21 protein-coding genes are annotated in these 25,966 nt (G+C 61.3%); 16 read left to right on the forward strand and 5 right to left on the reverse strand.

Translation table 11 applies throughout. The features are described from left to right. The first annotated feature begins 12 nt into the window (after nucleotides 1-12). The 4 genes from hisA to coaA are packed head-to-tail and all read left to right on the forward strand — an operon-like array spanning nucleotide 13 to nucleotide 2,878. Nucleotides 13-762, forward strand: a complete 750-nt coding sequence (gene hisA, locus ASC97_RS20620; protein ID WP_057470221.1) for a 1-(5-phosphoribosyl)-5-[(5-phosphoribosylamino)methylideneamino]imidazole-4-carboxamide isomerase — start codon at nucleotides 13-15, stop codon at nucleotides 760-762. Next, complete coding sequence (gene hisF / locus ASC97_RS20625; protein WP_057470222.1) at nucleotides 759-1,547, forward strand: imidazole glycerol phosphate synthase subunit HisF; 789 nt, start codon at nucleotides 759-761, stop codon at nucleotides 1,545-1,547. Before hisA ends, hisF begins: the two co-directional genes overlap by 4 nt. Before the next feature lie 15 nt (nucleotides 1,548-1,562). Beyond that, nucleotides 1,563-1,886 (forward strand): phosphoribosyl-ATP diphosphatase, encoded by a 324-nt coding sequence (locus ASC97_RS20630; RefSeq protein WP_057470223.1) that lies wholly within the window; start codon nucleotides 1,563-1,565, stop codon nucleotides 1,884-1,886. Then, nucleotides 1,883-2,878 carry a type I pantothenate kinase gene (gene coaA / locus ASC97_RS20635; protein ID WP_057470224.1) on the forward strand — a complete coding sequence of 332 codons (996 nt, stop codon included), beginning with the start codon at nucleotides 1,883-1,885 and terminating at the stop codon, nucleotides 2,876-2,878. The genes ASC97_RS20630 and coaA overlap by 4 nt, the downstream gene beginning before the upstream one ends. On the opposite strand, the gene ASC97_RS20640 is transcribed toward coaA, so the two are convergent. From ASC97_RS20640 to ASC97_RS20650, 3 genes are all read right to left on the reverse strand, one after another. Continuing rightward, nucleotides 2,875-3,486, reverse strand: coding sequence for an alpha-ketoglutarate-dependent dioxygenase AlkB family protein (locus tag ASC97_RS20640; RefSeq protein ID WP_057470225.1), 612 nt, complete (start codon nucleotides 3,484-3,486; stop codon nucleotides 2,875-2,877). The two genes, coaA and ASC97_RS20640, sit on opposite strands and share 4 nt — an antisense overlap. 1 nt (nucleotide 3,487) lies before the next feature. Next, the gene (gene arfB, locus ASC97_RS20645) at nucleotides 3,488-3,925 is read right to left on the reverse strand and encodes an alternative ribosome rescue aminoacyl-tRNA hydrolase ArfB (protein WP_057470226.1); all 438 of its coding nucleotides are present in this window, start codon (nucleotides 3,923-3,925) and stop codon (nucleotides 3,488-3,490) included. A 96-nt stretch (nucleotides 3,926-4,021) separates the two neighbouring features. Beyond that, nucleotides 4,022-5,632 (reverse strand): phosphoenolpyruvate carboxykinase, encoded by a 1,611-nt coding sequence (locus ASC97_RS20650; RefSeq protein ID WP_057470227.1) that lies wholly within the window; start codon nucleotides 5,630-5,632, stop codon nucleotides 4,022-4,024. A 347-nt stretch (nucleotides 5,633-5,979) separates the two neighbouring features. Here ASC97_RS20650 and ASC97_RS20655 point away from each other — a divergent pair, with 347 nt between their 5' ends. From ASC97_RS20655 to trxA, 12 genes are all read left to right on the forward strand, one after another. Continuing rightward, nucleotides 5,980-6,708 carry a response regulator transcription factor gene (locus ASC97_RS20655; protein ID WP_200959519.1) on the forward strand — a complete coding sequence of 243 codons (729 nt, stop codon included), beginning with the start codon at nucleotides 5,980-5,982 and terminating at the stop codon, nucleotides 6,706-6,708. A gap of 78 nt (nucleotides 6,709-6,786) precedes the next feature. Beyond that, nucleotides 6,787-8,577 carry a sensor histidine kinase gene (locus ASC97_RS20660; RefSeq protein ID WP_057470470.1) on the forward strand — a complete coding sequence of 597 codons (1,791 nt, stop codon included), beginning with the start codon at nucleotides 6,787-6,789 and terminating at the stop codon, nucleotides 8,575-8,577. Next, nucleotides 8,574-9,026, forward strand: coding sequence for an HPr kinase/phosphorylase (locus ASC97_RS20665; RefSeq protein WP_057470229.1), 453 nt, complete (start codon nucleotides 8,574-8,576; stop codon nucleotides 9,024-9,026). Before ASC97_RS20660 ends, ASC97_RS20665 begins: the two co-directional genes overlap by 4 nt. Nucleotides 9,027-9,179: 153 nt before the next feature. Further along, nucleotides 9,180-9,581, forward strand: coding sequence for a PTS sugar transporter subunit IIA (locus ASC97_RS20670; RefSeq protein ID WP_037064533.1), 402 nt, complete (start codon nucleotides 9,180-9,182; stop codon nucleotides 9,579-9,581). 13 nt (nucleotides 9,582-9,594) lie between these two features. After that, on the forward strand, nucleotides 9,595-9,873 hold the full coding sequence (locus tag ASC97_RS20675; protein WP_057470230.1) for an HPr family phosphocarrier protein: 279 nt from the start codon (nucleotides 9,595-9,597) through the stop codon (nucleotides 9,871-9,873). Nucleotides 9,874-10,042: 169 nt separating this feature from the next. After that, complete coding sequence (ahcY, locus tag ASC97_RS20680; RefSeq protein WP_057470231.1) at nucleotides 10,043-11,443, forward strand: adenosylhomocysteinase; 1,401 nt, start codon at nucleotides 10,043-10,045, stop codon at nucleotides 11,441-11,443. A 203-nt stretch (nucleotides 11,444-11,646) separates the two neighbouring features. Continuing rightward, the gene (locus ASC97_RS20685; protein WP_057470232.1) at nucleotides 11,647-14,232 is read left to right on the forward strand and encodes a sensor histidine kinase; all 2,586 of its coding nucleotides are present in this window, start codon (nucleotides 11,647-11,649) and stop codon (nucleotides 14,230-14,232) included. After that, nucleotides 14,229-15,743, forward strand: coding sequence for a tRNA (adenosine(37)-N6)-threonylcarbamoyltransferase complex ATPase subunit type 1 TsaE (gene tsaE, locus ASC97_RS20690; RefSeq protein WP_057470233.1), 1,515 nt, complete (start codon nucleotides 14,229-14,231; stop codon nucleotides 15,741-15,743). The genes ASC97_RS20685 and tsaE overlap by 4 nt, the downstream gene beginning before the upstream one ends. A gap of 12 nt (nucleotides 15,744-15,755) precedes the next feature. Continuing rightward, nucleotides 15,756-16,487, forward strand: a complete 732-nt coding sequence (locus ASC97_RS20695; protein ID WP_057470234.1) for a nucleotidyltransferase family protein — start codon at nucleotides 15,756-15,758, stop codon at nucleotides 16,485-16,487. A gap of 3 nt (nucleotides 16,488-16,490) precedes the next feature. Further along, a complete protein-coding gene (gene addB, locus ASC97_RS20700) occupies nucleotides 16,491-19,682 on the forward strand; it encodes a double-strand break repair protein AddB (protein ID WP_057470235.1) in 3,192 nt (1,063 codons plus the stop codon). After that, a complete protein-coding gene (gene addA, locus ASC97_RS20705; protein WP_057470236.1) occupies nucleotides 19,675-23,226 on the forward strand; it encodes a double-strand break repair helicase AddA in 3,552 nt (1,183 codons plus the stop codon). The genes addB and addA overlap by 8 nt, the downstream gene beginning before the upstream one ends. A 73-nt stretch (nucleotides 23,227-23,299) precedes the next feature. After that, a complete protein-coding gene (gene trxA / locus ASC97_RS20710) occupies nucleotides 23,300-23,620 on the forward strand; it encodes a thioredoxin (protein WP_057470237.1) in 321 nt (106 codons plus the stop codon). A gap of 48 nt (nucleotides 23,621-23,668) precedes the next feature. On the opposite strand, the gene ASC97_RS20715 is transcribed toward trxA, so the two are convergent. Both ASC97_RS20715 and accD read right to left on the reverse strand, forming a co-directional pair. Further along, a complete protein-coding gene (locus tag ASC97_RS20715; protein ID WP_057470238.1) occupies nucleotides 23,669-25,021 on the reverse strand; it encodes a bifunctional folylpolyglutamate synthase/dihydrofolate synthase in 1,353 nt (450 codons plus the stop codon). Between the two features lie 26 nt (nucleotides 25,022-25,047). After that, the gene (accD, locus tag ASC97_RS20720) at nucleotides 25,048-25,953 is read right to left on the reverse strand and encodes an acetyl-CoA carboxylase, carboxyltransferase subunit beta (protein ID WP_057470239.1); all 906 of its coding nucleotides are present in this window, start codon (nucleotides 25,951-25,953) and stop codon (nucleotides 25,048-25,050) included. Nucleotides 25,954-25,966 lie beyond the last annotated feature (13 nt).

The raw sequence follows: 25,966 nt of genomic DNA on the forward strand, positions 1-25,966 counted from the left end.
GGACTGAACAGAATGATCCTATTTCCTGCCATCGACCTCAAGGACGGCCAGTGCGTTCGCCTCAAGCTTGGCGACATGGAGCAGGCCACCGTTTACAATCCGGACCCCGCTGCGCAGGCCAAGGCTTTCGAGGACCAGGGCTTCGAATGGCTGCATGTCGTTGACCTGAACGGCGCCTTTGCGGGCGAGAGCGTCAACGGCGCTGCCGTCGACGCGATCCTGAAGGCGACGAAGAACCCGGTTCAGCTGGGCGGAGGCATCCGCACGCTCGATCACATCGAGAGCTGGCTGTCGCGCGGATTGGCGCGCGTCATCCTCGGTACCGTCGCCGTCCGCAATCCGGCGCTGGTGATCGAAGCCTGCAGAACATTTCCGGGCCGCGTCGCAGTCGGCATCGATGCCAAGGGCGGCAAGGTTGCCGTCGAGGGATGGGCCGAGGCTTCGGAGCTCGGGATTGTCGAACTGGCCAGAAAATTCGAGGGCGCCGGTGTCGCCGCGATCATCTACACCGACATCGACCGCGACGGCATTCTGACCGGCATCAACTGGGATTCGACGCTGGAACTTGCCGACGCCGTTTCCATGCCGGTCATCGCATCCGGCGGCCTCGCCTCAATCGACGACGTCAGGCGGATGCTGGAGCCCGATGCAAGCAAGCTCGAGGGTGCGATCTCCGGTCGCGCGCTCTATGACGGCCGCATAGATCCCCGCGAAGCCCTGGCGCTGATCAAGGCGGCGCGGGCAAAGGAGATTGTGCAATGACCCTCAAGGCGCGTGTCATTCCCTGCCTCGACGTCAAGGACGGCCGCGTCGTCAAGGGCGTCAACTTCGTCAACCTGGTCGATGCCGGCGATCCCGTGGAAGCAGCAAAGGCCTACGATGCGGCGGGCGCCGACGAACTCTGCTTCCTCGACATCACCGCATCCTCGGACAATCGCGAAACGATCTTCGATGTCGTGGCGCGCACCGCGGAGCAGTGCTTCATGCCTGTGACGGTCGGCGGCGGCGTGCGCACGCTTGGCGACATCCGCAAGCTGCTGCTTTGCGGCGCCGACAAGGTTTCGATCAATTCGGCCGCGGTCAACAATCCGGATTTCGTGGCGGAAGCGGCGGATAAGTTCGGCGACCAGTGCATCGTCGTTTCGATCGACGCCAAGCGCCGGCTGACGCGGACGGTCGGCGGCGACAACATCAGCGCCTGGGAGATCTACACCCACGGCGGCCGCAATGCGACCGGCATCGACGCCGTGGATTTCGCCGCGAAAATGGTCGAGCGCGGGGCCGGCGAGCTGCTGGTCACCTCGATGGACCGCGACGGAACCAAAGTCGGCTACGATCTCGAGCTGACGCGGGCGATTGCCGATGCGGTTCGCGTGCCGGTGATCGCTTCCGGCGGCGTCGGGGATCTCGACGATCTGGTGGCCGGCGTCAAACAGGGGCACGCAACCGCCGTTCTCGCCGCCTCGATCTTCCACTTCGGTACCTATTCCGTCGGCGAGGCCAAGCGCTATATGGCTTCGCACGGCATCGCGATGCGTCTCGACTGAGCTGAAGGCTAGGCAATGACACAATTTACCCTTTTCGATCTCGAAAAGATCGTCGAAGAGCGCTCAAAGGCACCTGCGACGGAGTCCTGGACGGCGAAGCTTGTCGCGGCCGGGCAAGCGAAAGCGGCAAAGAAGCTCGGCGAGGAAGCGATCGAGGCCGTGATGGCCGCCGTCGTCGACGACCGCGACAATCTCACCTACGAGGCGGCCGACGTCCTCTATCATCTGTTGGTCGTATTGAAGATCGCGGGCATTCCGTTGCAGAGTGTCATGGATGAACTCGAACGCCGGACCGGGCAATCCGGCATCAAGGAAAAGGCCGGTCGGCAAGATCCATGAGCATTGCGAAGCAAATTCAAGGCGCACCTGAGGCGCTCGACCATTTCCAGGCGAACGACTATTCGCCCTATCATTTCTTTTCGTCGGAAGAGTGGGCTCATTTCCGCGCGGATACACCGCTGACGCTGACGCTGGACGAAGTCAAGCGGCTGCGCTCCATGGGCGATCCTATCGACCTCGACGAAGTACGACGGATCTATCTGTCGTTGTCGCGGCTTCTGTCCGCGCATGTGGAATCGTCGCAGTTGCTTTTCGAGCAGCGCAATCGGTTCCTCAGCCTCTCCAATGTCGCCAAGACGCCCTTCGTCATCGGAATCGCCGGCTCGGTGGCCGTCGGCAAGTCGACGACTGCCCGCATTCTGAAGGAACTGCTGCGGCGCTGGCCCTCCAGCCCGAAGGTGGACCTGGTGACGACGGATGGCTTTCTCTACCCCAACACCGTTCTGCAACGGGAAAACCTGATGCAGCGCAAGGGTTTTCCCGAAAGCTACGATACGGGCGCAATTCTGCGCTTTCTGGCCGCGATCAAGGCCGGGCAGCCGAACGTCAAGGCGCCGTCCTACTCGCATCTGGTCTATGACGTGTTGCCGAACGAATACACGATCATCGACCGGCCCGATATTCTGATCTTCGAGGGTATCAACGTGTTGCAATCGCGCGATCTGCCCGCCGGCGGCAAGATCGTGCCGATGGTGTCCGATTTTTTCGACTTCTCGATCTATATCGACGCGGAAGAAAGCCGGATTCACAACTGGTACGTCACACGGTTCATGCGGTTGCGCGAGACCGCCTTTCGTGATCCGAATTCGTTCTTTCACCGCTATGCGTCGATCAGCGAAGACGAAGCGCTTTCGATCGCCGAAGGGCTGTGGGAGAACATCAACCTTAAGAACCTGCGCGAAAACATCCTCCCGACGCGCCCGCGCGCCGATCTCATCCTTCGCAAGGGCCAGAATCATCTGACCGAGCAAGTCGCACTCAGAAAGCTTTAAGGTGTGACACGGCGGAGCGTCAGGTTGATGCGGCCGCCGTTTTTCAGCAGGGTCGAGGTTGCCGGATAAATACGGTCGACGCCGTGGAAACACAGCCTCCCCTCGCCTCCGAGAACAACGACGTCGCCGCTCGACAGTTTGAAGGACAGCGTCCGCCCTTCGCGACTCACTCCGCCGACACGGAAAAGGCAGGCGTTGCCGAGCGAAATGGAAACGACCGGCGCTTCCAGATCCTGTTCGTCCTTGTCCTGATGCAGCCCCATGCGTGCCTCATCCGAATAGAAATTGACGAGGCAAGCCTGCGGCGGCTTTCGATAACCGGACACATCGTCCCAGATCTCCAGCAACTCTGTCGGGATACCCGGCCACGGCTTGCCCGTGATCGGGTGGATCTCCTGATAGCGATAGCCGCGCTGCTTGTCCGTGACCCAACCCAGAGGTCCACAATTCGTCATTCGCACCGACATCGGTTTGCCGGTTCCCGGCATGACAGGCACGAAGAGCGGCGCATCGGCTACGACTGCGCGGATCGCGGCGACCAGGGCCTCCTGACGTGCGCGGTTGAGATATTCGGGGCGATGGCGAACGCCGTTGGGCAACTGCGGCATCTTACTCTCCGCCCGGCGGACGCCCACGCATCTTCTTGACCTCGGATCGGCCGGACTTCGCTTTAAGCCGCCGTTCGACAGAGCCTTTCGTCGGCTTTGTCTTCCTGCGGGGTGGTGGCGGCGGTTTTGCTGCCTCGAGAATCATTTCCTTCAGCCGTTCGCGCGCATCCTCGCGATTGCGATCCTGGCTGCGGAAACGGCTTGCCTCGATCATCAGCACGCCTTCCTTGGAGAGACGCCTTCCGGCAAGCTTTATGGCGTTGGCCTTGACCCGTTCGTTGAGCGCAGGTGAGTTCGCAACGTTGAAGAACAGCTGAACGGCGGTGGACACCTTGTTGACGTTCTGCCCGCCGGGACCACCCGCCAGAACGAACTGTTCCGTCAGTTCCCATCCGGCGATGGTGATGCGATCGTCGATATAGAGCGGGTCGCTGGCCATGCGATCTCTATCTCACATTGTCGGCGGCTTGAAAACACGCAAAAACCCGGCGAACCGACGCCGGGGTTTCACGTGAATCATCAATGCTTTGCTGTGCTACTCAGCGGCAATCCGAAAACCCGGGGCCGCATCGCGCACCCCGCCATCGACGTGATCTTCGAACTTGGCGAAGTTCTCGATGAACATGGCGACGAGCTTTGCGGCCTGCGCGTCGTAGGCGGCCGCATCCTGCCATGTGGACCGCGGATCGAGAATCCCGCGTTCGACGCCCTGGACCGCGATGGGGACGGCGAAGCCGAAATTCGGATCCGGGCGGAACTCGGCCCTGCCCAGCTCTCCGGAGAGCGCCGCGGCAAGAAGGGCCCGCGTTGCCTTGATCGGCATGCGTTTGCCCGTGCCATAAGCACCACCCGTCCATCCGGTGTTGACCAGCCAGCATTCCACGCCGTGGCGGCCGATGAGATCCTTCAGCAAGTTGCCGTATTCCGAGGGGTGGCGCGGCATGAACGGAGCGCCGAAGCAGGTCGAAAACGTCGCTTCCGGCTCGTTCACGCCCTTTTCCGTTCCTGCGACCTTGGCGGTGTAGCCCGACAGGAAGTGGTACATCGCCTGATCCGGCGTCAGCTTGGCGATCGGCGGCATGACACCGAAGGCGTCGGCCGTCAGCATGATGATCGTCTTGGGGTGGCCCGCCAAGCCGGTTTCAGATGCATTAGGAATGAATTCCAGGGGATATGCGCACCGGGTATTTTCCGTCAGCGACCCATCATTGAAATCAGGTTCGCGCAGGTCGTTCAGGACGACGTTCTCGAGAACCGTTCCGAAGCGCTGGGTGGTGGCGTAGATTTCAGGCTCTGCTTCCGCCGACAGACGGATCGTCTTGGCGTAGCAGCCCCCTTCGAAATTGAAGATGCCGTCTTCGCCCCAGCCATGCTCGTCGTCGCCGATCAGGGTGCGCGCCGGATCAGCCGACAGCGTTGTCTTGCCGGTGCCCGAAAGCCCGAAGAAGACAGCCGCATCGCCATCCGGGCCGACATTCGCCGAGCAGTGCATCGGCATGACGCCCTTGGCGGGCAGAAGGTAGTTAAGCACGGTGAAGACCGACTTCTTCATCTCGCCTGCGTAGGACGTTCCGGCGATCAGGACCTCGCCGTTCGTCAGGTCGCAGGCGATCACGGTTTCCGTGCGGCAGCCATAGCGTGCCGGATCAGCCTTGAAGCTCGGCAGGTCGATGATCGTCAGCTTGGGAACGAAGGATTCGAGTGCCGAACGGTCCGGACGGATCAACAGATTGCGGATGAACAGCGAATGCCAGGCGAGCTCCGTCACGACGCGGGTGGGCAAGGCATTGCCCGCGTCCGCGCCGCCGATCAGGTCCTGCACGAACAGTTCCTTTCCGGCCGCGTGCGCCAGCATATCCTGCTTCAGCAGTGCAAAATGCTCCGGCGACATCGGCTTGTTGTTGTCCCACCAGATCCGACCTTCGGTATTTGCATCGCGGACGACGAACTTGTCCCGCGGCGACCGGCCGGTGTGCTGGCCCGTCAGAGCCCGCAGCGCCCCATGGGCGGTGAGTTCGGCCTCACCCCGGCGAATCGATTCTTCATAGAGAGAAGCGGCGGTAAAGTTATAGCGGACGCTCTTTGCGCCGGCCAAACCTGTCGTCGCCAGCTCTACCGCCGGGTTGTGGACTCCGAACAACTCCATGGTGTTTCCCTTTCCCTTGAGGCTCAGTGCCATTAAGAACTGAGCGCGACCGTACGGGCATGATTTTTAAAACGCAATAGGAGAAAATCGATAAAATGTAATAATATCAATTATTTAATCGATTTAAATTGATTGCGATTATTTTAAATCGTTTGAATCATTGGGGACCGGATCACTTTGTCGCACAGCTATAGGTTGTCATCAAAACTTTGCAACAATCCTCCCCTTTATCTTTGCCACAATTTGTTCCACCTTTATCCCCATAAGCGCATCCGGTTCAGAAAGGCCGCCTGGGGGACAAGTCTTATATTCCTTGGAGACGCGCATAGATGACGGAGACGAACACCATGGCGACAATCGCGCTCGTTGACGACGACCGCAACATCCTCACCTCAGTGTCGATTGCACTTGAGGCGGAAGGATATAAGGTCGAAACATACACGGACGGTGCATCGGCGCTTGACGGTCTTCTCGCCCGCCCACCGCAGCTGGCCATCTTCGATATCAAGATGCCACGCATGGACGGGATGGAACTTCTGCGGCGCCTGCGCCAGAAATCCGACATGCCGGTGATTTTCCTGACCTCCAAGGACGAGGAAATCGATGAGCTTTTCGGTTTGAAGATGGGAGCCGACGACTTCATCACCAAGCCTTTCTCGCAAAGGCTTCTGGTCGAGCGCGTCCGCGCCGTTCTGCGCCGCGCCTCGAGCCGCGAGGCGACGGCCGCCGCTGGCGGCGCTGCGCCGAAGCCGGGCGCTGCCCAGCTTGCCCGCTCGCTGGAGCGCGGCCAACTGGTGATGGACCAGGAGCGGCACACCTGCACCTGGAAGGGCGAGCCCGTCACGCTGACGGTCACGGAATTCCTGATCCTGCACTCCCTGGCGCAGCGCCCGGGTGTCGTCAAAAGCCGCGACGCACTGATGGATGCGGCCTATGATGAGCAGGTCTATGTCGACGATCGTACAATCGACAGCCACATCAAGCGCCTTCGCAAGAAGTTCAAGATGGTCGATAACGACTTTGATATGATTGAAACGCTCTACGGAGTGGGATACCGCTTCCGCGAAGCAGCCTGACGCCCGAGCGGCGCGGCACGTGGAATTGCCGAGAGCTGACGGCCGCGCAAGCGGTCCGCTCTCCGAAAGGGCATGTCGTTGGCACAGTTGGTGCAGGAAAGGGATCTCGATGACGTGGAGGGCTTAAGCGGCCGCCGCGTCAGGGGACGGCGTTGGTCCCATCCCTTTACGATCATCCGCCGCATTTTCGGCAATGCCGTGTTTTCCAGCCTCACGCGCCGTATCCTGTTCTTCAATCTTGCTGCGCTGGTCGTCCTAGTCGGCGGTATTCTTTACCTGAACCAGTTTCGCGAGGGGCTGATCGACGCTCGTGTCGAGAGCCTGCTGACGCAAGGCGAGATCATTGCCGGCGCGGTCTCCGCCTCGGCGTCCGTCGATACCAACTCCATTACGATCGATCCCGAAAAGCTGCTTGAACTGCAGGCCGGCCAAAGCATCACGCCCGTTCCGAACGACGAGGACCTCGAATTCCCGATCGATCCGGAGAAGGTCGCGCCGGTGCTTCGTCGGCTGATCTCGCCGACCAGGACCCGCGCTCGCATCTTCGACGCCGACGCAAACTTGCTGCTCGATTCGCGTCACCTTTATTCGCGGGGCCAGGTCCTGCGGTTCGATCTTCCGCCCGTCGAGGACGAGGAGCAAACCTGGGGCGAATGGTTCGCCACGATCTTCAACAAAGTGCTGCAACCGGGCAACCTGCCGCTCTACAAGGAAGCGCCGGGCGGCGACGGTTCGATCTATCCCGAAGTCATGAACGCGCTGACCGGCGTGCGCGGCGCCGTCGTGCGAACGACCGAAAAAGGCGAGCTGATCGTTTCGGTGGCGGTTCCGATCCAGCGTTTCCGGGCAGTGCTCGGCGTTTTGCTGTTGTCGACGCAGGCAGGCGATATCGACAATATCGTCCATGCCGAGCGTCTCGCCATCATGCGGGTCTTCGGTGTTGCCACATTGGTCAACGTGCTCCTTTCGCTGGTGCTTTCCTCGACGATCGCCAATCCCCTGCGCCGTCTTTCGGCCGCCGCGATCCGCGTGCGCCGCGGGGCGAAGGAACGAGAAGAGATTCCGGATTTTTCGGCCCGACAGGACGAGATCGGCAACCTGTCCATCGCGCTTCGCGAGATGACGACTGCCCTCTACGACCGGATCGACGCAATCGAGAGTTTTGCGGCGGATGTCAGCCACGAGCTGAAGAACCCGCTGACCTCGCTGCGGAGTGCCGTCGAAACGCTGCCGCTTGCCAAGTCGGACGATTCCAAGAAACGCCTCATGGACGTGATCCAGCACGACGTTCGACGCCTCGACCGCCTGATCAGCGACATCTCCGACGCCTCACGTCTCGACGCGGAACTCGCCCGCGTCGATGCGGGCTCGGTGGATCTCGAAGTGCTGCTGCGCGATCTCGTCGAGATTTCGAGACAGATCCGCAGCCGCAAGAAGGAAGTGCAGATCGAGTTCGCCATCGAGCGCAAGCCGGGCGTCAAGACGCGTTTCGTCGTCAAGGGCCACGACCTGCGCATCGGCCAGATCATCACCAATCTGATCGAGAACGCCCGCTCCTTCGTCTCCGATCAGGACGGCAAAATCACCGTGAGGCTGGTGCGGACGCGCTCGCGCTGCATCGTTTATGTCGAAGACAACGGTCCGGGCATTCAGGCAGAGAACATCGATCGCATCTTCGAGCGTTTCTACACCGACCGCCCCGAAGCCGAGGGCTTTGGCCAGAATTCCGGTCTCGGACTGTCGATCAGCCGCCAGATCGCGGAAGCGCACGGCGGCTCGCTTCGGGCGGAAAACATCGTTGATCCGGAGACCGAAAAGGTCGCGGGTGCTCGGTTCACTCTTGCCCTGCCCGCCGATTCCCTAGCATGACGGCCGGCGCTCCAAATATTCATGCGACCGCCATCGTAATCGGCAAGACCGGGCTGCTGTTCCTGGGCCCCTCGGGATGGGGAAAGTCGATGCTTGCATTTGCATGCATCAGCGAAGGCAATCGCCTGGGCATAGCCTCCATGCTGGTCGCAGACGATCAGGTTCTCATTTCGCAAAGGAACGGTGCCGTGGTTGCGGTGTGCCCGCCTTCGATCGCGGGGCTGATCGAGTTGCGCGGCACCGGGATCGTTCGGGTACCGCACGTCGCCGAAGCCCCGATGCACTACGCAATCCTTCCCGGTGACGCGTCAGGCCCGGATCGCCTCCCGCCCGACGGCGAACGCGTTACGATTGCCGACCACGTCGATCTGCCGGCCATTCGGTTGCTGGCCAACACACCGCTGCCGCTGGCTGTATTAATGGCGAAGGTGCCCGATATTGGACGATAGTGCCTGCGAAATCGGCAAATCGCGGCCAAAAAGTCGTATTTTTGTCTTGCACTTCGGCTTTTCATCGCCAAGATGTGCCCCCACGGTGGACGAGATTGCTGCATTGCGATATTCGATCCACCGTTTGCATACGCCACTAGGAGCAGTAGTATCATGATCGGACTTGTGCTTGTCACGCATGGCAAGCTGGCTGAAGAGTTTCGTCATGCGGTCGAACACGTTGTCGGTCCTCAGAAATTCATCGAAACGGTCTGTATCGGTCCTGAGGACGACATGGATCAGAGGCGGCAGGATATTCTCGAAGCGGTGGCAAGTGCGGACGATGGTCATGGCGTGGTTATCTTGACCGATATGTTCGGTGGCACGCCCTCCAATCTCGCGATCTCGGTGATGAGCAGCGGTCATACCGAGGTCATTGCCGGCATGAACCTGCCGATGCTCATCAAGCTTGCAGGCGTGCGCGGCGAAAACAACATGGAGAAGGCGCTCGTCGAAGCGTCCGAGGCCGGCCGAAAGTACATCAACGTCGCCAGTCGCGTTCTCAGCGGCAAATAACGAGCCACCTCTCATGACCTCCTCGCTCTCCCGGGAAATTCTCATCATCAACAAGCGCGGACTGCATGCACGTGCTTCGGCAAAATTCGTGCAGACGGTCGAGACGTTCGATGCGGCAATCACCGTGTCTAAGGATGGCATGACTGTCGGCGGCAACTCGATCATGGGGTTGATGATGCTGGCCGCGAGCCCTGGCTCGAGCGTCCTCATCTCCGCCAGCGGCAATCAAGCCACGCAGGCGCTCGAAGCGCTCGATGAGCTGATCCAGAACAAGTTCGGCGAAGAGATGTGATTCCCGAGCGGATCATATAAACATATAAAGACTTCTTTATATCATTATTGCCTTCGTCATAGAAGCCTGCTAAACGGCGGGCATAGCCGCGTTTGCACGCGGACGTTTCGCGGTGCGACATTTTTCGCGCCTTCGCCTTTCTGAGACGCCTTTCAGCCTGGAGAACCCAATGAGCACTGAAAAAGATTATGTCGTCGCCGATATCGGTCTTGCGGATTTCGGCCGCAAGGAAATCACGATAGCCGAGACTGAAATGCCGGGCCTGATGTCCTGCCGCGCCGAATTCGGCGAAGCAAAGCCGCTCAAGGGTGCGCGCATCACCGGCTCGCTGCACATGACGATTCAGACGGCCGTCCTCATCGAGACACTGGTCGCTCTCGGTGCCGAAGTCCGCTGGGCCTCGTGCAACATCTTCTCGACGCAAGACCATGCCGCCGCTGCAATCGCCGCTTCCGGCGTTCCGGTCTTCGCGATCAAGGGCGAGTCGCTTGAGGATTACTGGGTCTATACCGACAAGATCTTCCAGTGGGCCGACGGTGGCGTCTCCAATATGATTCTCGACGACGGCGGCGACGCGACGATGTACATCCTGCTCGGCGCCCGCGCCGAAGCCGGAGAGGACGTCCTCTCCAACCCACATTCGGAAGAGGAAGAAATCCTTTTCGCGCAGATCAAGAAGCGCCTCGCCGCCTCGCCGGGCTGGTTCACCAAGCAGCGCGATGCCATCAAGGGCGTGACTGAAGAAACCACCACCGGCGTGAACCGCCTGTACCAGCTCAGCCAGAAGGGCCTGCTGCCTTTCCCAGCGATCAACGTCAACGATTCCGTCACCAAGTCGAAGTTCGACAACAAGTACGGCTGCAAGGAATCTCTGGTTGACGGCATCCGCCGCGGCACAGACGTCATGATGGCCGGCAAGGTTGCCGTCGTCTGCGGCTACGGCGATGTCGGCAAGGGTTCTGCCGCTTCGCTTTCCGGCGCCGGCGCCCGCGTCAAGGTTACGGAAGCCGATCCGATTTGCGCCCTGCAGGCTGCGATGGACGGCTATGAAGTCGTTCTGCTGGAAGACGTTGTCTCATCGGCGGATATCTTCATCACCACGACCGGCAACAAGGACGTCATCCGCATCGACCACATGCGCGCGATGAAGGACATGGCGATCGTCGGCAACATCGGTCACTTCGACAACGAGATCGAAGTCGCCGCGCTTCGTAACCTGAAGTGGACCAACGTCAAGCCGCAGGTCGACCTGATCGAATTCCCGAAGGGCAATCGTATCATCCTTCTTTCCGAAGGCCGCCTGCTGAACCTCGGCAATGCGACCGGTCACCCGTCCTTCGTCATGTCGGCTTCGTTCACGAACCAGACGCTGGCGCAGATCGAGCTTTTCACCAAGCCCGGCCAATACCAGAACCAAGTCTACATCCTGCCGAAACACCTCGACGAGAAGGTTGCGCGCCTGCATCTCGACAAGCTCGGCGTGAAACTGACGCAGCTTTCCGAAGAGCAGGCCGCCTATATCGGAGTCACGCCGCAGGGTCCGTTCAAGGCTGACCACTACAGATATTGATCAGGCAACCGATATCCACAACATCTAGAGGGTGCGGCATTGACAAATGCCGCACCCTTATTTTTTGACATATGCCTTCCCGCCGAATCCCTTCCGAAGTATTGTTTTAACACTCGATTCGTTGCCACGGACGCGTCCGTTTGCTTCGAAAATGGGATGTCTTGTCGTGATGCGGCACATTAAAGGACGGAGACATACCGGGCATGTCGGAAACGATGCACAGCCTGATTGAACAGGCAGAGGATGGTGTTCGCGCTGCCCCCTGCCCGTTGCTCTCAGGCGACAGGAAATCCATCGGAGCGCCCACGGCTTCGACGCAGAAACTGGGGGTGTTGGCTCGCATCGCCGTGACCTTTGCTGCCGGTACGGCCATTGCGTCGCTGGCGCGGCCGGTTTTCGCGCAGGTGGAATCCGAAGCCGCAGCTTCCGCGCATCTTTTCACATCCTCGCAGGTCGTCGGTCTTTCCGTCGTGATCGGCGTCATTTCGGCGGCACTTCTGTCGACCCTTTGGGTGGTACGCCAGCGCGGAAACCTCGAAACCGAAAGCCGCGGCATGCGCTCCGCGCTTTCCGACGCACAGCAGCGCATTTCGCAATACGAAGCCCTGATCGCCGATAAGAACCGGCGTATCGTGATATGGGACGGCGAGGAGCGCCCGGAATTGCTCGGCCAGCTGCCGCCGGAAACAGGCGCTCCCCAGGACAACGAATTCCTTGCTTTCGGGCTGTGGCTCAGGCCGCGCTCGGCATCCGAACTGGAGCGGGCGATCGATCGCCTGCGCGAATCGGCCCACAGTTTCGACATGGTGATCGAGACGCACCGGGACGAAATTCTGGAGGCGCAGGGGCGCGTGTCCGGCGGCCGCGCGTTCGTCCGTTTCGTCGCACTCAACAATCTCCGCGCCGAACTTGCCGAACTGAAGATCGAACGCGACCGGCTGCTTGCCTCGATTTCGGCTTTCCAGGGCCTCCTCGATTCCATCGACCTGCCTGCATGGCAGCGCGACACCGACGGACGGTTGACGTGGGTCAACCACGCCTATGGGGATGCAGTGGACGCCGTATCGCCGGGCGAGGCCATCAATGAAGGTCGCGAGCTGCTGACGACCATCGCCCGCGAACGCATTCGGGCGACGGCGACACCGGAATCGCCGTTCCACGACAAGATCTCGACCGTCGTCCAAGGCAACCGCACTTTCTTCGACGTTGTCGACGTGAAGGTTCCTAGCGGTTCGGCGGGCATTGCCGTCGACGTCACCGGCATCGAGGCTGTGCGAGCCGAGCTCGAGCGGACCCTGAAAAGCCACGCCGAGACGCTCGACCATCTGGCGACACCCGTTGCGATCTTCGACGGCGATCGCCGCCTTCAATTTTATAACCAGGCCTTCGTCTCGCTCTGGCAGCTCGATATCGCGTTCCTCGAAAGCCGGCCGGACAATGCCGAGCTGCTGGAACGCCTGCGCGCCGCCAAGAAGCTGCCGGACCAGCTGAACTGGAAATCCTGGAAGGATACCGCTCTTTCGGTCTACCGCGCGCTCGACACCCAATCGGATCTCTGGCACCTGCCGAACGGACAGACGCTGCGGGTCTTCGCGACCGCCCATCCACAGGGCGGCGCGACCTGGGTCTTTGAAAATCTGACGGAACAGGTCGACCTCGAGACACGCTACAACACGCTGCTCAAGGTTCAGGGAGAGACCATCGACCATCTCTCCGAAGGCGTTGCCGTGTTCGGGCCAGACGGCCGTATTCGGCTTTCGAACCCGGCCTTCCGGGCGTTGTGGGGCATTACCGAAGCCGAAGCAAAGCCCGGCACTCATATTCGTGCGCTCGGCGAAGCCTGCGCCCCCTCCTATGACCGTCCAGATGGCTGGAAGACGTTTGCCGAATTGATCACCAGCTTCGACGACGAACGTCGCTCCAGTCAGGGAACGCTCGAGCTGTTCTCCGGTCTGGTGCTCGACTTTGCGGTCATCCCGCTGCCGAACGCCCAGACCATGTTGACCTTCGTCAACATGACAGACAGCGTAAGGGCCGAACGTGCGCTGACAGAAAAGAACGACGCCCTGCGCAAGGCCGATGAGCTGAAGAACGATTTCGTCCAGCATGTCTCCTACGAACTGCGCTCGCCGCTCACCAACATCATCGGCTTCACCGATCTCCTGCGTACGCCCGGACTGGGCGAACTCAACGAACGCCAGTCCGAATATATCGATCATATCTCGACCTCATCGTCGGTGCTCCTGACCCTGGTGAACGATATCCTCGACCTGGCGACGGTCGATGCCGGCATCATGCGGCTCAATTACTCGGAAATCGAACTTGGCGACCTCCTCGACGACGTCTCCATACAGATCGCCGATCGCCTGCAGGAGAGCGGCGTTTCGCTAGAAATCACCGCACCGGCGCGGCTCGGATCGATCGTTGCGGACCCCCAGCGTCTGAAGCAGATTCTGGTCAAACTGCTGTCGAATGCGGCAAACTTCTCGCCCGAGGGCGCCGCAATTTCGCTGCAATGCGATCGTGATGGAACGGATTTCGTCTTCTCCGTCAGCGATCGCGGCCCGGGTATTTCGCAGGAGACGATCAGCAATGTCTTCGATCGCTTCGCAACCAGCGCTAAGAGCGGGAAGCGCGGCGGGGCGGGCCTCGGGCTCTCGATTGTCGACAGCTTCGTCAATCTGCATAACGGGCAGGTTTCAATCGACAGCCAACCCGGCAAGGGAACAACGGTCGTCTGCCGCATTCCATCTGCCGACATGCCGTCCTCCATCGCCGCAGCCGAATGACGACGGGCACTGCCATCTCCCTCTACCTTGACGATGAGGCGGCGACGATCCGTTTTGGCGAGGATATGGCGCTGGCCCTCAACGCAGGCGACTGCCTGGCGCTGTCCGGCGATCTGGGCGCAGGAAAGTCGGCCCTCGCCAGGGCTCTCCTGCGGGCGCTGGCCGATGACGCCGAGCTGGAAGTGCCGAGCCCCACCTTCACGCTGGTACAATCCTACGATTTGCGTATTCCGGTCTCCCATTTCGATCTTTACCGCCTCGGAGATGCGGCAGAATTGACCGAACTTGGTTTCGACGAGGCCCTGCAGGACGGCATATGCCTGGTCGAATGGCCTGAGATGGCAGAGGGAGAACTGCCGGCCCACAGGATCACCCTGAGGCTGGAGCACGAAAGCGCAGGACGGCGCGTCACAATCGCGGCCCCCGAAAAGCAGCAGGCTCGTATTCGCCGCGTGCTGGCAATTCGCGCGTTTATAGACGACGCCGGTCTTGCAGGTGCCAGGCGCCGTTTTCTGACAGGCGACGCCTCCCTTCGCGCCTATGAAGCGGTCTATCCCGCCGACGGCGTTCGCCGGATCCTGATGGATTGGCCCCCGCTTGCAGAAGGGCCGCCGGTTTTCGACGGCAAACCCTATCCGAAGGTCGCGCATCTTGCGGAAAACGCCTACCCCTTCGTGGCCATCGCCAATGCGCTGCACCAGGAAGGATTTGCGACGCCGGCGATCCTCAAGGTCGACTACGAACAGGGCATCCTGCTTCTGGAGGATCTCGGCTCCGATGGCGTCCTTGACGGCGACGGCGCGCCGATTGCCGAGCGTTACAGGGCGAGTGTCGCGTGCCTGGCACAGCTGCATTCGCTGGCGATGCCACAGGATGTCCGCGTCACCGAGACGCACGTCCACCACATCCCTGATTTCGACCGTGCCGCGATGAAGATGGAGGTACGCCTCGTTCTGGACTGGCACCTCCCCTGGAAACGCGCCGGCGCACCGGCGAGCGATGCCGAGCGCGACGAGTATCTGGCGATCTGGGATCGGCTGATCGACGAACTCGGTGCAGCGGAGAAGAACCTGCTTCTGCGCGATTTCCATTCGCCGAACATTATCTGGCGTGCCAACGAAATCGGTATCAAGCGTGTCGGATTGATCGATTTCCAGGATGCGATGATCGGCCCCACGGCCTACGATCTCGCCTCAATCGTGCAGGATGCACGCGTTACCATCGTGCCGGCGCTGTTTCGTCAACTCATGGACGACTATCTTTCGTTGCGGCGGGCTCAAGGCGGCTTTGACGAGGCGCTGTTCCTCAAGAGCTGGGCCATCATGTCGGCGCAGCGTAATTGCAAACTCGCCGGCCTCTGGGTGCGGCTGATGCAACGTGATGGCAAGCCCGGTTATATGAAGCATATGCCGCGCACGCTCGCCTATCTCGACGTCGCCCTGCAGCATGAATCGCTTGCCCCCTTGCGCGACTGGTGCGTAAGAGCTGGTATAGTGGCGAGCGAATCATAAGTTCCGGATGACATGACGATTAAGCAAGCCATGGTGCTGGCTGCCGGCCTCGGCACCCGTATGCGCCCGATCACCGATACGATCCCGAAGCCGCTGGTGAAGATCGACGGCAAGCCGATGATCGACTACGCGCTGGATTCGCTTGTCGAGGCCGGTGTCGAGAAGGCGGTGGTGAACGTCCATTATCTTGCTGAACAGATGCTGGCACACCTCGAGTGCTACGCCAACCTCGAGCTCATCGTTTCCGACGAGCGCGACCGGCTGATGAACAACGGCGGCGGCTTGGCAAAGGGTCTGAAGCTGCTGGATCGTGGTAATGTCTTCGTCACGAACGCCGACCTCTTCTGGATCGGCGAGCCGACCGATCGACCGAGCAACCTCCGCCGCTTAGCCGGATTCTTCGATCCAAGACGGATGGACATGGCTATGTTGTGCGTGAAACTTGAAGACACGACCGGCCACAACGGCAAGAACGATTTCAACCTCGCCGCCGACGGCAAGCTCAGCCGGTATCGCGACCAGGGACCCGATCCCGTCGTCTACGCCGGTGCGATCGCGATGAACACCTCATTCTTCGACGATGCGCCCGACGATGCATTCAACCTGAACCTCTATTTCGACAAGGCGATTGCCCGCGGGCGGCTCTACGGCATGATGCTCGAAGGACATTGGCTCACGGTCGGGACGCCTGAGGCAATTGATGAGGCGGAGGAAACGATCCGGCGATACCGGACGTTCGCTTAAGCCATGGCCGAGCGGCACCAGCCACGGGTTTTGACGATACCGGCCGGACTGCCGTTCCTGGCGACGCTTGCCGAGACGCTTTGCGACGGGCGTCTGACGCCTCTCTTCCGGCATGATCCCTCCGATCCGCTCTCGCTTTCCAAGATCACCATCTACCTTCCCACCCGGCGAGCTGCGCGTGTGCTCCGCTCGGAATTCGTGGATCTGCTCGGCGGACGATCCGCCATTCTGCCCATCATCCGCCCGCTTGGCGAAACGGACGACGACAGCGGATATTTCGAAGAGGCGCTTCCGGCGACACTCGACCTGGCGCAACCTCTCTCCAATACGGCCCGGCTTCTGGAGCTTGCGCGGCTGATTCTTGCCTGGCGAAACAAGCTGCCGGAGATCGTGCGCAGCATTCACTCCGATTCCCCTCTCGTGGCGCCCGCGAGCCCTGCAGACGCGATCTGGCTTGCCCGCAACCTTGCCGAACTGATCGACTCGATCGAGACTGAAGACCGGGATTGGAGCGACATCGCGCGGCTCGATGCCAAAGATCACGCATTGTGGTGGCAGCTCACAGCGGAATTTCTGCAGATCGCAAGCGCATTCTGGCCCGAAAGATTGGCCGAACTTGGAAAATCCTCGCCGGCACGGCACAGGAACGCCATCTTGCGCGCCGAAGCAAACCGGATTGCGGCAACACCGCCGGCTGGCCCGATCATCATTGCCGGTTCGACCGGCTCAGTTCCCGCGACGGCGGATCTGATTGCGGCGGTCGCAAACCTTCCCGAAGGCGTCATCGTTCTTCCGGGCCTGGACATGGGGATGCCGGCGGAGCATTGGCGGATGGTCACGCCCGAAAGGGCCGGACAGCCCGCCGACCCCGCCAGCAGGAGCCACTCACAATATGGTCTTGCGCAGCTTCTCAAGCGCCTGAAGCTGGACCGCAACGACGTCGTTTCCCTGGCCGGTGCCCCGGCACATCTGCAGCAGCGCGCCGATATTCTTTCGCATGCGCTCTCACCTGCAGAAGCGACGAGCGATTGGGGGCTTTGGAAGAGCGCGTTGCCGGATACCGCCATTTCTTCCGCCTTCGCCGATGTCTCGCTGATCGAGGCCGCAAACGAGCGCGAAGAAGCGACGGCCATCGCGATCGCGCTTCGCATGGCGCTGGAAAGGCCGGGCATGGACGGCGAAAGCCGCGCAGCCCTCATCACACCGGACCGCAATCTTGCCCGCCGGGTGATGGCGGAACTCTCGCGCTTCGACATCCTGGCCGACGACTCGGCCGGTACGCCGCTTTCTGCAACACCGCAAGGGACACTGTTGCAGCTCCTATTGGAGGCGACGTTGCGACCGGGAGATCCCGTGGCAATCGTTGGCCTTCTCAAGCATCCGCTGGCGCGGTTCGGGCTGGAGCGCGATGCGCTTCGCGAGGCTGTTGCAGCACTTGAGCTTCTGGCCCTTCGCGGCGGCGTCGCGGAAGTCGACATCAGCACGCTGGAACCGCTACTCGACCGCCAGCTTTCCGAACAAGCACTCGACCGACATACACCCAATTGGCGCAAGTCCCTTGCACCAGAAGCTGCCGCCAAAGCTCGCGATCTTGCGCGCCGGGTCGGAGAAGCAACCGAGCCGCTTGCCGCAACCCTCGGCCGCCGCATGCCGGACGAGCGCGGTCCTGCGACGGCCTTCACACTGGCCGACTGGGCGGAGCGTACCGGGCGAACCCTGGAGGCCGTGGCCCGCGACGAGCGCGGAAGCCTGTCCGGCCTTTGGTCCGGCGAAGCCGGCGATACGCTTGCGAAGCTCCTAGGCGAGGTCATGGAGACCGAAGGGCAGATCGAAGCCGACGGTCCACAGTGGATCGACATCACGGCAGCGCTTTCGGCCGGTCAGGCAGTCAAGCCGCGTGCGCTCAGCCATCCACGGCTCTTCATTTTCGGGACCTTGGAAGCCCGCTTGCAGAGCGTCGATACACTCGTCCTCGGCGGGCTGAACGAGGGCTCGTGGCCCGGAAAAACCGCCAATAATCCGTTCGTTTCGCGAACCATGAAGACGGAAATCGGGCTCGAACCACCGGAGCGGCGGATCGGCCAGCTGGCGCACGACTTCGAAATGGCCAACGGGACACGCCATCTCGTCTACGCGCGGGCACTCAGGCAAGGCGCAACCCCGACGGTGGCATCGCGCTGGCTGCAGCGTCTGCTCGCGTTCGGCGGCAAGGCATTCAAGGCCGAACTCACGGGCCGCGGTGATCATTTCGTGCACTGGGCAAACCTCATCGACCGGGGCGACCGACAGGCGCCAGCGCAGCGCCCAAGCCCTACGCCCCCGCGAGACATGCAGCCGAAGACCTATTCCTTCAGCGAGGTCGGCCGATTGCGGCGCGATCCCTATGCGATCTATGCGCGCCGCGTCCTGCGGCTGGATTCCGTGGATCCGTTCAACCGCGATCCCGGCGTGGCCGAGCGGGGAACGCTCTATCACACGATCATCGATCGCTTCGTACGCGAAGGTCATATCGCCGGCACGCCGGATGCAACGGCTGCAATGGAGCATATCCTCACCGAACTCTTCGACCTGCAGAGGTTGCCGCCACATATCGATGCCGTCTGGCGACCGCGTTTCCGGGAGGTTGCGCGCGCGTTCCTCCGTTGGGAGGCGGAACGGCGCCCCGGCATTCAGCGGACGCTGACCGAAGTGCGCGGCGGCGTCGAACTGGAACAGATCGATATCCGCCTCAGCGGTGTCGCCGACCGGATCGACCTGATGGGCCCGAATGCCGCCGACATCATCGACTACAAGACCGGATTCAATCCCACGCCGGCCCAGGCTCGCGCCCTTCTCGATCCGCAGCTGGCGCTCGAGGCGGCAGCACTGAAGGCCGGCGCCTTTCGTGAGGTGGGGAGCCTCGTGCCGCAGGACCTTCTCTACGTGCGGCTCCGGCCCGGAAGCCGCTTCCAGGTCGATACCGTCAACAACGAGTTTTCCACCCGAAGCGACAAGGCGAAGTCGGCCATGGATCTGGCGACGGACTCGATCGATCAGCTCGTGAAATTCGTTTCACTGCTGCAATCGGGTGAGCGGGGCTTCACCTCGCGGCTCGTTCCGGCGCAGCAGTTCGATTTCGGCGGCGACTACGATCACCTGGCACGCGTTTCCGAATGGTCGACTGCCGAGAGCGACGAGGCCAGCGACGATGAATGACGATACGACACTGCCCGAGGGCGACGATCCGATCGCCTGGACGAGCTGGACGACGATCCAGCAATCGATCGCTTCCGACCCGCAGCGTTCAGCCTGGGTGTCGGCGAATGCCGGCTCGGGCAAGACCCATGTTCTGACGCAACGCGTGATCCGGCTTCTCCTTGCTGGCGCACGCCCGTCGGCGATTCTTTGCCTGACCTATACGAAAGCCGCCGCCTCCGAGATGTCGAACCGCGTGTTCGAGCGGTTGGCGGAGTGGGCCGTCCTGTCGGACGACGACCTCAGTCAGCGTATCTCGCAGATCGAAGGTAAGGTTCCGGACGCTCTCAAGCTTGCCGAAGCCCGCCGGCTTTTTGCCAAGGCGCTGGAGACGCCCGGTGGGTTGAAGATCCAGACGATCCACGCCTTCTGCGAAGCGCTGCTGCATCAGTTTCCGCTGGAGGCCAATGTTGCCGGACATTTTTCGGTTTTGGACGACCGCGCTGCTGCGACGTTGCTGGAGGATGCACGGCGTTCACTATTGACTGCGACGACACCGGACGAGGATCCCGCGCTCGCGGAGGCGTTCTCCTACGTTCTCAATCTTGGCGACGAATCCGGGCTGGAAACGCTGCTGGAAGAGATCGTTGCCAATCGCAACCCGATCCGCAAGTTCACCGTCGCCGCAGAGCAGCAGGGCGGCCTCGACAAAGCGATCCGGGCAAAACTCGGCCTTTCCAGCAATGACACGGAGATGGGTATTGCGGACGAATACTGGCCCTTGCCCGGCCTCGCCGGCAGCGCCCTTGATCGCTATCTCGAGCTTGCAGACCGGAAGGGCGGCGCCAAGGCGCAGGATATCGCGGCAGCGCTGCGGACGGTGGTGCAAGAACAGGATGCGACGCGCCGTATCCCGCTGCTTGAAAGGGCATTTCTGACCGCCAAGGGCGAACCCAAGTCGGATTCGCAGTTTTTCGTCAAGGCAATGCTCAGCGAGGCTCCGGAACTGGCGGACGCGGTGACAGCGGCGCGGGATCATATCGTTTCGTGCCGGGACCGGCTGAAGATTGTACGGATGTACGACGCGACGCGCGCGGCGCTGATCCTCGCCGACCGGCTGAACCGTGACTACGACGATCTCAAAAAGCAGCGGAGCCAGCTCGACTTCGAAGACCTGATCACCCGCACAGCCGACCTGCTGAACAAGAGCGACGTCGGCCCGTGGATCCACTACAAGCTCGATCAGGGCATCGACCATATCCTTGTCGACGAGGCGCAAGATACCAGTCCCATCCAATGGAGCGTAATCCAGTCGCTCGCCCAGGATTTCTTCTCGGGCGAAAGCGCCCGGAACGTCGTTCGGACGCTGTTTGCGGTCGGCGACGAAAAACAGTCCATCTATTCGTTCCAGGGCGCTCGTCCAGAACGCTTCTCGGAGGAAAGCCAGCGCACGCGGCAGCGCGTTTCGCAAAGCGGCCTCGCTTTTTCCACCGTCCGGCTGCCGCTGTCGTTCCGATCCACCTCGGATGTGCTTGCGGCGGTCGACCATATCTTTACGCCGGCCGGTAACGCCCGAGGTCTGAGTGCCGGCGGCGAGCCTGTGGTCCACCGTTCCAACCGCATCGGTCATCCCGGCGCCGTCGATCTCTGGGAGATGATTGCGCCAGACGTGACGATAAAGGACGAAGACTGGACGGCACCCTTCGACGCGACACCGGAAAGTGCGCCGGCCGCCATCCTCGCGCGGCGGATCGCATACGCGATCGGCGATCTCGTCGGCAAAGAAACAATAGTCGAGAAAGGCAAGGAACGGCTGATCGAGGCAGGGGACATTCTCGTTCTCGTGCGCAAGCGTGACGCATTCGTCAACGCGCTGACGCGGGCGCTGAAGCGGCGCGACAATATTCCCGTCGCCGGCGCCGACCGTTTGCGCCTGACGAGCCATATTGCCGTTCAGGATCTCGTGGCTCTCGGGCGCTTCCTGCTCCTGCCGGAGGACGATCTTTCGCTCGCGGCGTTGATGAAGAGCCCGCTTCTGGATCTGACTGAAGACGACATCTTCACCGTCGCAGCTCTTCGCGGCGAAGGCGAGAGCGTCTGGACGCATATGCAGAAATTCGCCGCCGACGGCAACCCGCGGCTGGGGGCTGCGGTTGGTCGGCTGACGCTGTTTCTTGAGGAGCAGAGAGTGCTCCCCGTCCACGACTTCTATGCGCGGTTGCTCGGCAGCCATGGCGGGCGTCGGCAGTTTCTCGCTCGCCTCGGCACGGAGGTCAGCGATATTCTTGACGAGTTCCTGACGTTCACGCTCGATCACGAGAACTCGGAGCTGCCTGGACTGCAATCCTTCATTTCGACGCTGGAGCTGGAAGCGCCGGAAGTCAAACGCGAGCAGGACAAGGGCCGAAACGAAGTCCGGATCATGACGGTCCATGCCTCGAAAGGCTTGGAAGCGCCGATCGTCTTTCTGGTCGATGGCGGCTCCAAGGCGTTCACACACACCCACATGCCGAAGCTCCGGTTGCTGGAGCAACGGAAAGACGAACCACCGATGCCCGTTTGGGTGCCGCTCGGCGATCTCGGCAATTCGCTGACCCAGGCGGACGCGACGCGCATCCAGTTGCTGGCGGAAGAGGAGTACCGCCGCCTGCTCTACGTGGCGATGACGCGCGCCGCCGACCGTCTGGTGGTTTGCGGCTATCGCGGCGTTCGCGCCAATACCGATACTTGGCACGCGATGATTTCGGCTGCGATGACCGACAGCCATCCCCATGTTGCGGCCGCGACTTTTTCCGGACCGGACGGAACCTGGAGCGGAATCAGGTGGCGAGTGCCGCGTATCGATCGCCATTTCGAACACCACCAATCCGCCGAACCGGCTGCTACCCGGGATGTCTTGCCCTTCGACCTCGGCAAGCCATTGCCGCCGCAACGGCACCTTCCGCGCCCGCTCAGCCCGTCCGGTGCAGGAACGATCATCGATGAGGAAGCAGACGATCTTTTGGTGGTATCGCCCCTGTTCGGAAACAGCGGAAAAGCGGACCGCTCCCTGCAAAAAGGGCGGCTGCTTCACCGCATGATGCAGATGCTGCCGGAGATCGCCCTCGGCGAGCGCGCCGAGGCAGCCGTGCGCTATACCGAGCGTGCCGTACGTTTCTGGCCGGCATCCGAACGGCGGAAACTGGTCGATTCGGTCCTGAAACTATTGGCCGAACCGGAACTGGAAGAGGTTTTCGCGACTCATGCGCAGGCAGAGGTGTCGATCATGGGGACGCTGTCTCTCGCGGGGCGGGAATATGCTGTGTCCGGGCGCGTCGACCGTCTGGCGGTTCTTCCGGATCGAGTCGTGATTCTCGACTACAAGACCAACCGCGTGCCACCGCAAACCGCGGAAGGCATTCCGTTTGCACACCGGGCACAGCTGGCGATCTACCGCGACATCCTGTCGCCCCTTTATCCCGGCAAGCGCGTCGACTGCGTGCTGGTCTACACCGAGAACGGCTCCGTCCACACGCTGGCACCAGCAGCGCTGGCATCGGCGCTTGCACAGCTCGAGACAAAGTGAAATACCGGACATTGAAATTCCGACACCGCACCCTCACATGTGGTTCAACAGGAAATCGGTAAAGGAGCAGCCTATGGCTACCGTGAAAGTCGATATCAACAACTTCCAGGCGGAAGTTCTGGAATCCGCAGAACCCGTCGTCGTCGATTTCTGGGCTGAATGGTGCGGTCCCTGCAAGATGATTGCTCCGAGCCTAGAAGAGCTCGCCATCGAGTTTGCAGGCAAGGTGAAGGTCGCCAAGCTCAACATCGACGAGAACCCGGAACTTGCCGCTCAATTCGGTGTCCGGTCGATCCCGACCCTGGCGATGTTCAAGGCCGGCGAAGTTGCTGACATCAAGGTTGGCGCTGCCCCGAAGACCGCTCTTTCGAGCTGGATTTCGAGCGCCGCTTAATCAAGCATCCGACATATATGAGAAAAGCCCGGCATGACCGGGCTTTTTTCATTTCGGGGGTGTTCCATTGTCGGCGAGGACATCGCCGACAAGATAGAGCGATCCCCCAATGAGGATACGCGGTGGATGCGCCTGCTCCGGCGCACTGGCATTGATCGCTTCCAGCGCCTCGCCGACGGTCGACATCGGTTCGGCTATCAGGCCTGCATCATAAGCGGCATTCGAGAGGATTACAGGGTCGATCATTGCCTCACTGCCCCGGATCGGGACGCAATAGACCTTTTCCACCAGACCCTTGAAAGCCTTGAAGTAGCCGATTGGATCCTTGGTGTTGATCATGCCGATGACGAGGAAGAGGGGCCTGGATTGCCTCTCCTCGAAATTCGCCATGGCTTCGGCAATGACTTCGCCTGCGCCTGGATTATGGCCGCCGTCGACCCAGATCTCGGCGCCTGCCGGCGCGCTCGCCATCAGGTGGCCATCGCTCAACCTCTGCAGGCGCCCGGGCCACTCGACGGATGTCATCGCCTTTTCCATCATCGCTTCGGTCACGACAAAACCCGCGGCCTTTACCGCGCGGATCGCCGCGGCAGCGTTGGCATACTGGTGCCGCCCGGGAAGCCGGGGCAGCGGCAGATCGGCGAGGCCGAACTCGTCCTGATAGACGAGGCGTCCGTATTCCTCATGCGCCATGTAGTCCTGGCCAAAGGCGGCCGTCGGGCAATTCAGCCGTTCGGCGGTCAGCATCAGAACGTCAAGTGCGGCGTCATACTCCTGCTTGCCGACGACGACAGGGCAACCCCGCTTCATGATGCCGGCCTTTTCGGCGGCAATGAGTTCGACCCGGTCGCCAAGGTAGGGCTGGTGATCGAGCGAGATCGGCATGATGACGGACACTGCCGGATCGGAAATCACGTTCGTGGCGTCGAAGCGGCCACCGAGACCGACTTCGATGATGGCAGCATCGGCCGGATGTTCGGAAAACAGGATGAACGTGACAGCGGTCAGTATCTCGAAGACGGTAATCTTCTGTCCGTCGTTGGCGGCCGCCACCCGTCGGACCGCCTCGGCAAAGGCAGCATCGTCTACAAGCGCACCGCGCCCGCCCTTGACGCCGATACGATATCGTTCGTGCCAATTGACCAGATGCGGAGACGTATGGACATGCGCGCTATAGCCGCCTGCCTCAAGCAGCGCACGGCAGAAGGCGGTAACCGAACCCTTGCCATTGGTGCCTGCCACGTGAATGACGGGCGGCAGTTTCTTCTGCGGATCGCCGAGCACGCCGAGAAGGCGAGTAATGCGGTCAAGCGACAGATCGAATCCCTTGGGATGCAATCCCATGAGCTTGTCGATTTCCTGTGCTGCTTCGCTCACTGCGGTTTGGCCCCTGGGTATCATCGCTCAACCGCCTGTGAGAGGTTCGATCAGGCGCTTGCGGCAATCGCAAGTGCGCCGCTGCTTTCCTTGGACAGAGCCGCAGCCGGCTTCTTCGTCAGAATCTTGAGCACGCGCGCCAGCGTATCCGGGATATCGTGGCGCTTGATGACCATGTCGACCATGCCGTGTTCCAGCAGGTACTCCGAGGTCTGGAAACCTTCCGGCAGTTTTTCGCGAATCGTCTGCTCGATGACGCGTTTCCCGGCGAAGCAGATCTCGGCGCCCGGTTCGGCAAGGTGCAGGTCGCCCAGCATCGCATAGGAAGCCGTCACGCCGCCGGTGGTCGGATTGGTCAGCACGACGATGTAGGGCTGCCCGGATTCCTTCAGCATATCGACGGCAACGGTCGTGCGCGGCAACTGCATCAGCGACAGGATGCCTTCCTGCATACGGGCGCCGCCGGAGGCCGGAAACATCACAAGCGGGCATTTTTCGGCGATCGCACGCTCGAACGCCTTCACGATTGCTTCGCCGGCCGCGAGACCAAGCGAACCACCCATGAAATTGAATTCGTGCACGACGGCAACGAGCTTCAGGCCCTGGACCTTGCCGACGCCGGCGACGATCGTGTCTTCCTGATCGGTCTTGATGCGGCTGTCACGCAGACGATCGGTATATTTCTTGGAATCGCGGAATTTCAGCGGGTCCTGCGCGACCTTTGGCTGCGGCAGCGATTCATACGCGCCGTCGTCGAAGAGGTCAGCAAGCCGGGCCTTGGCCGGCATCTTCATGTGATAGCCGGAAGCCGGAATGACCCACTTATTGTCCTCCAGATCCTTATGGAAGACCATCTCGCCCGTTTCCGGGCACTTGATCCAGAGGTTCTCCGGCACTTCGCGGCGGCCCAGCATAGAATTGATGCGGGGGCGAACGTAGTTGGTGATCCAGTTCAAGTCGAAAACTCCT

The organism is Rhizobium sp. Root1203 (genome assembly GCF_001424945.1).
Taxonomy (GTDB): Bacteria; Pseudomonadota; Alphaproteobacteria; order Rhizobiales; family Rhizobiaceae; genus Rhizobium.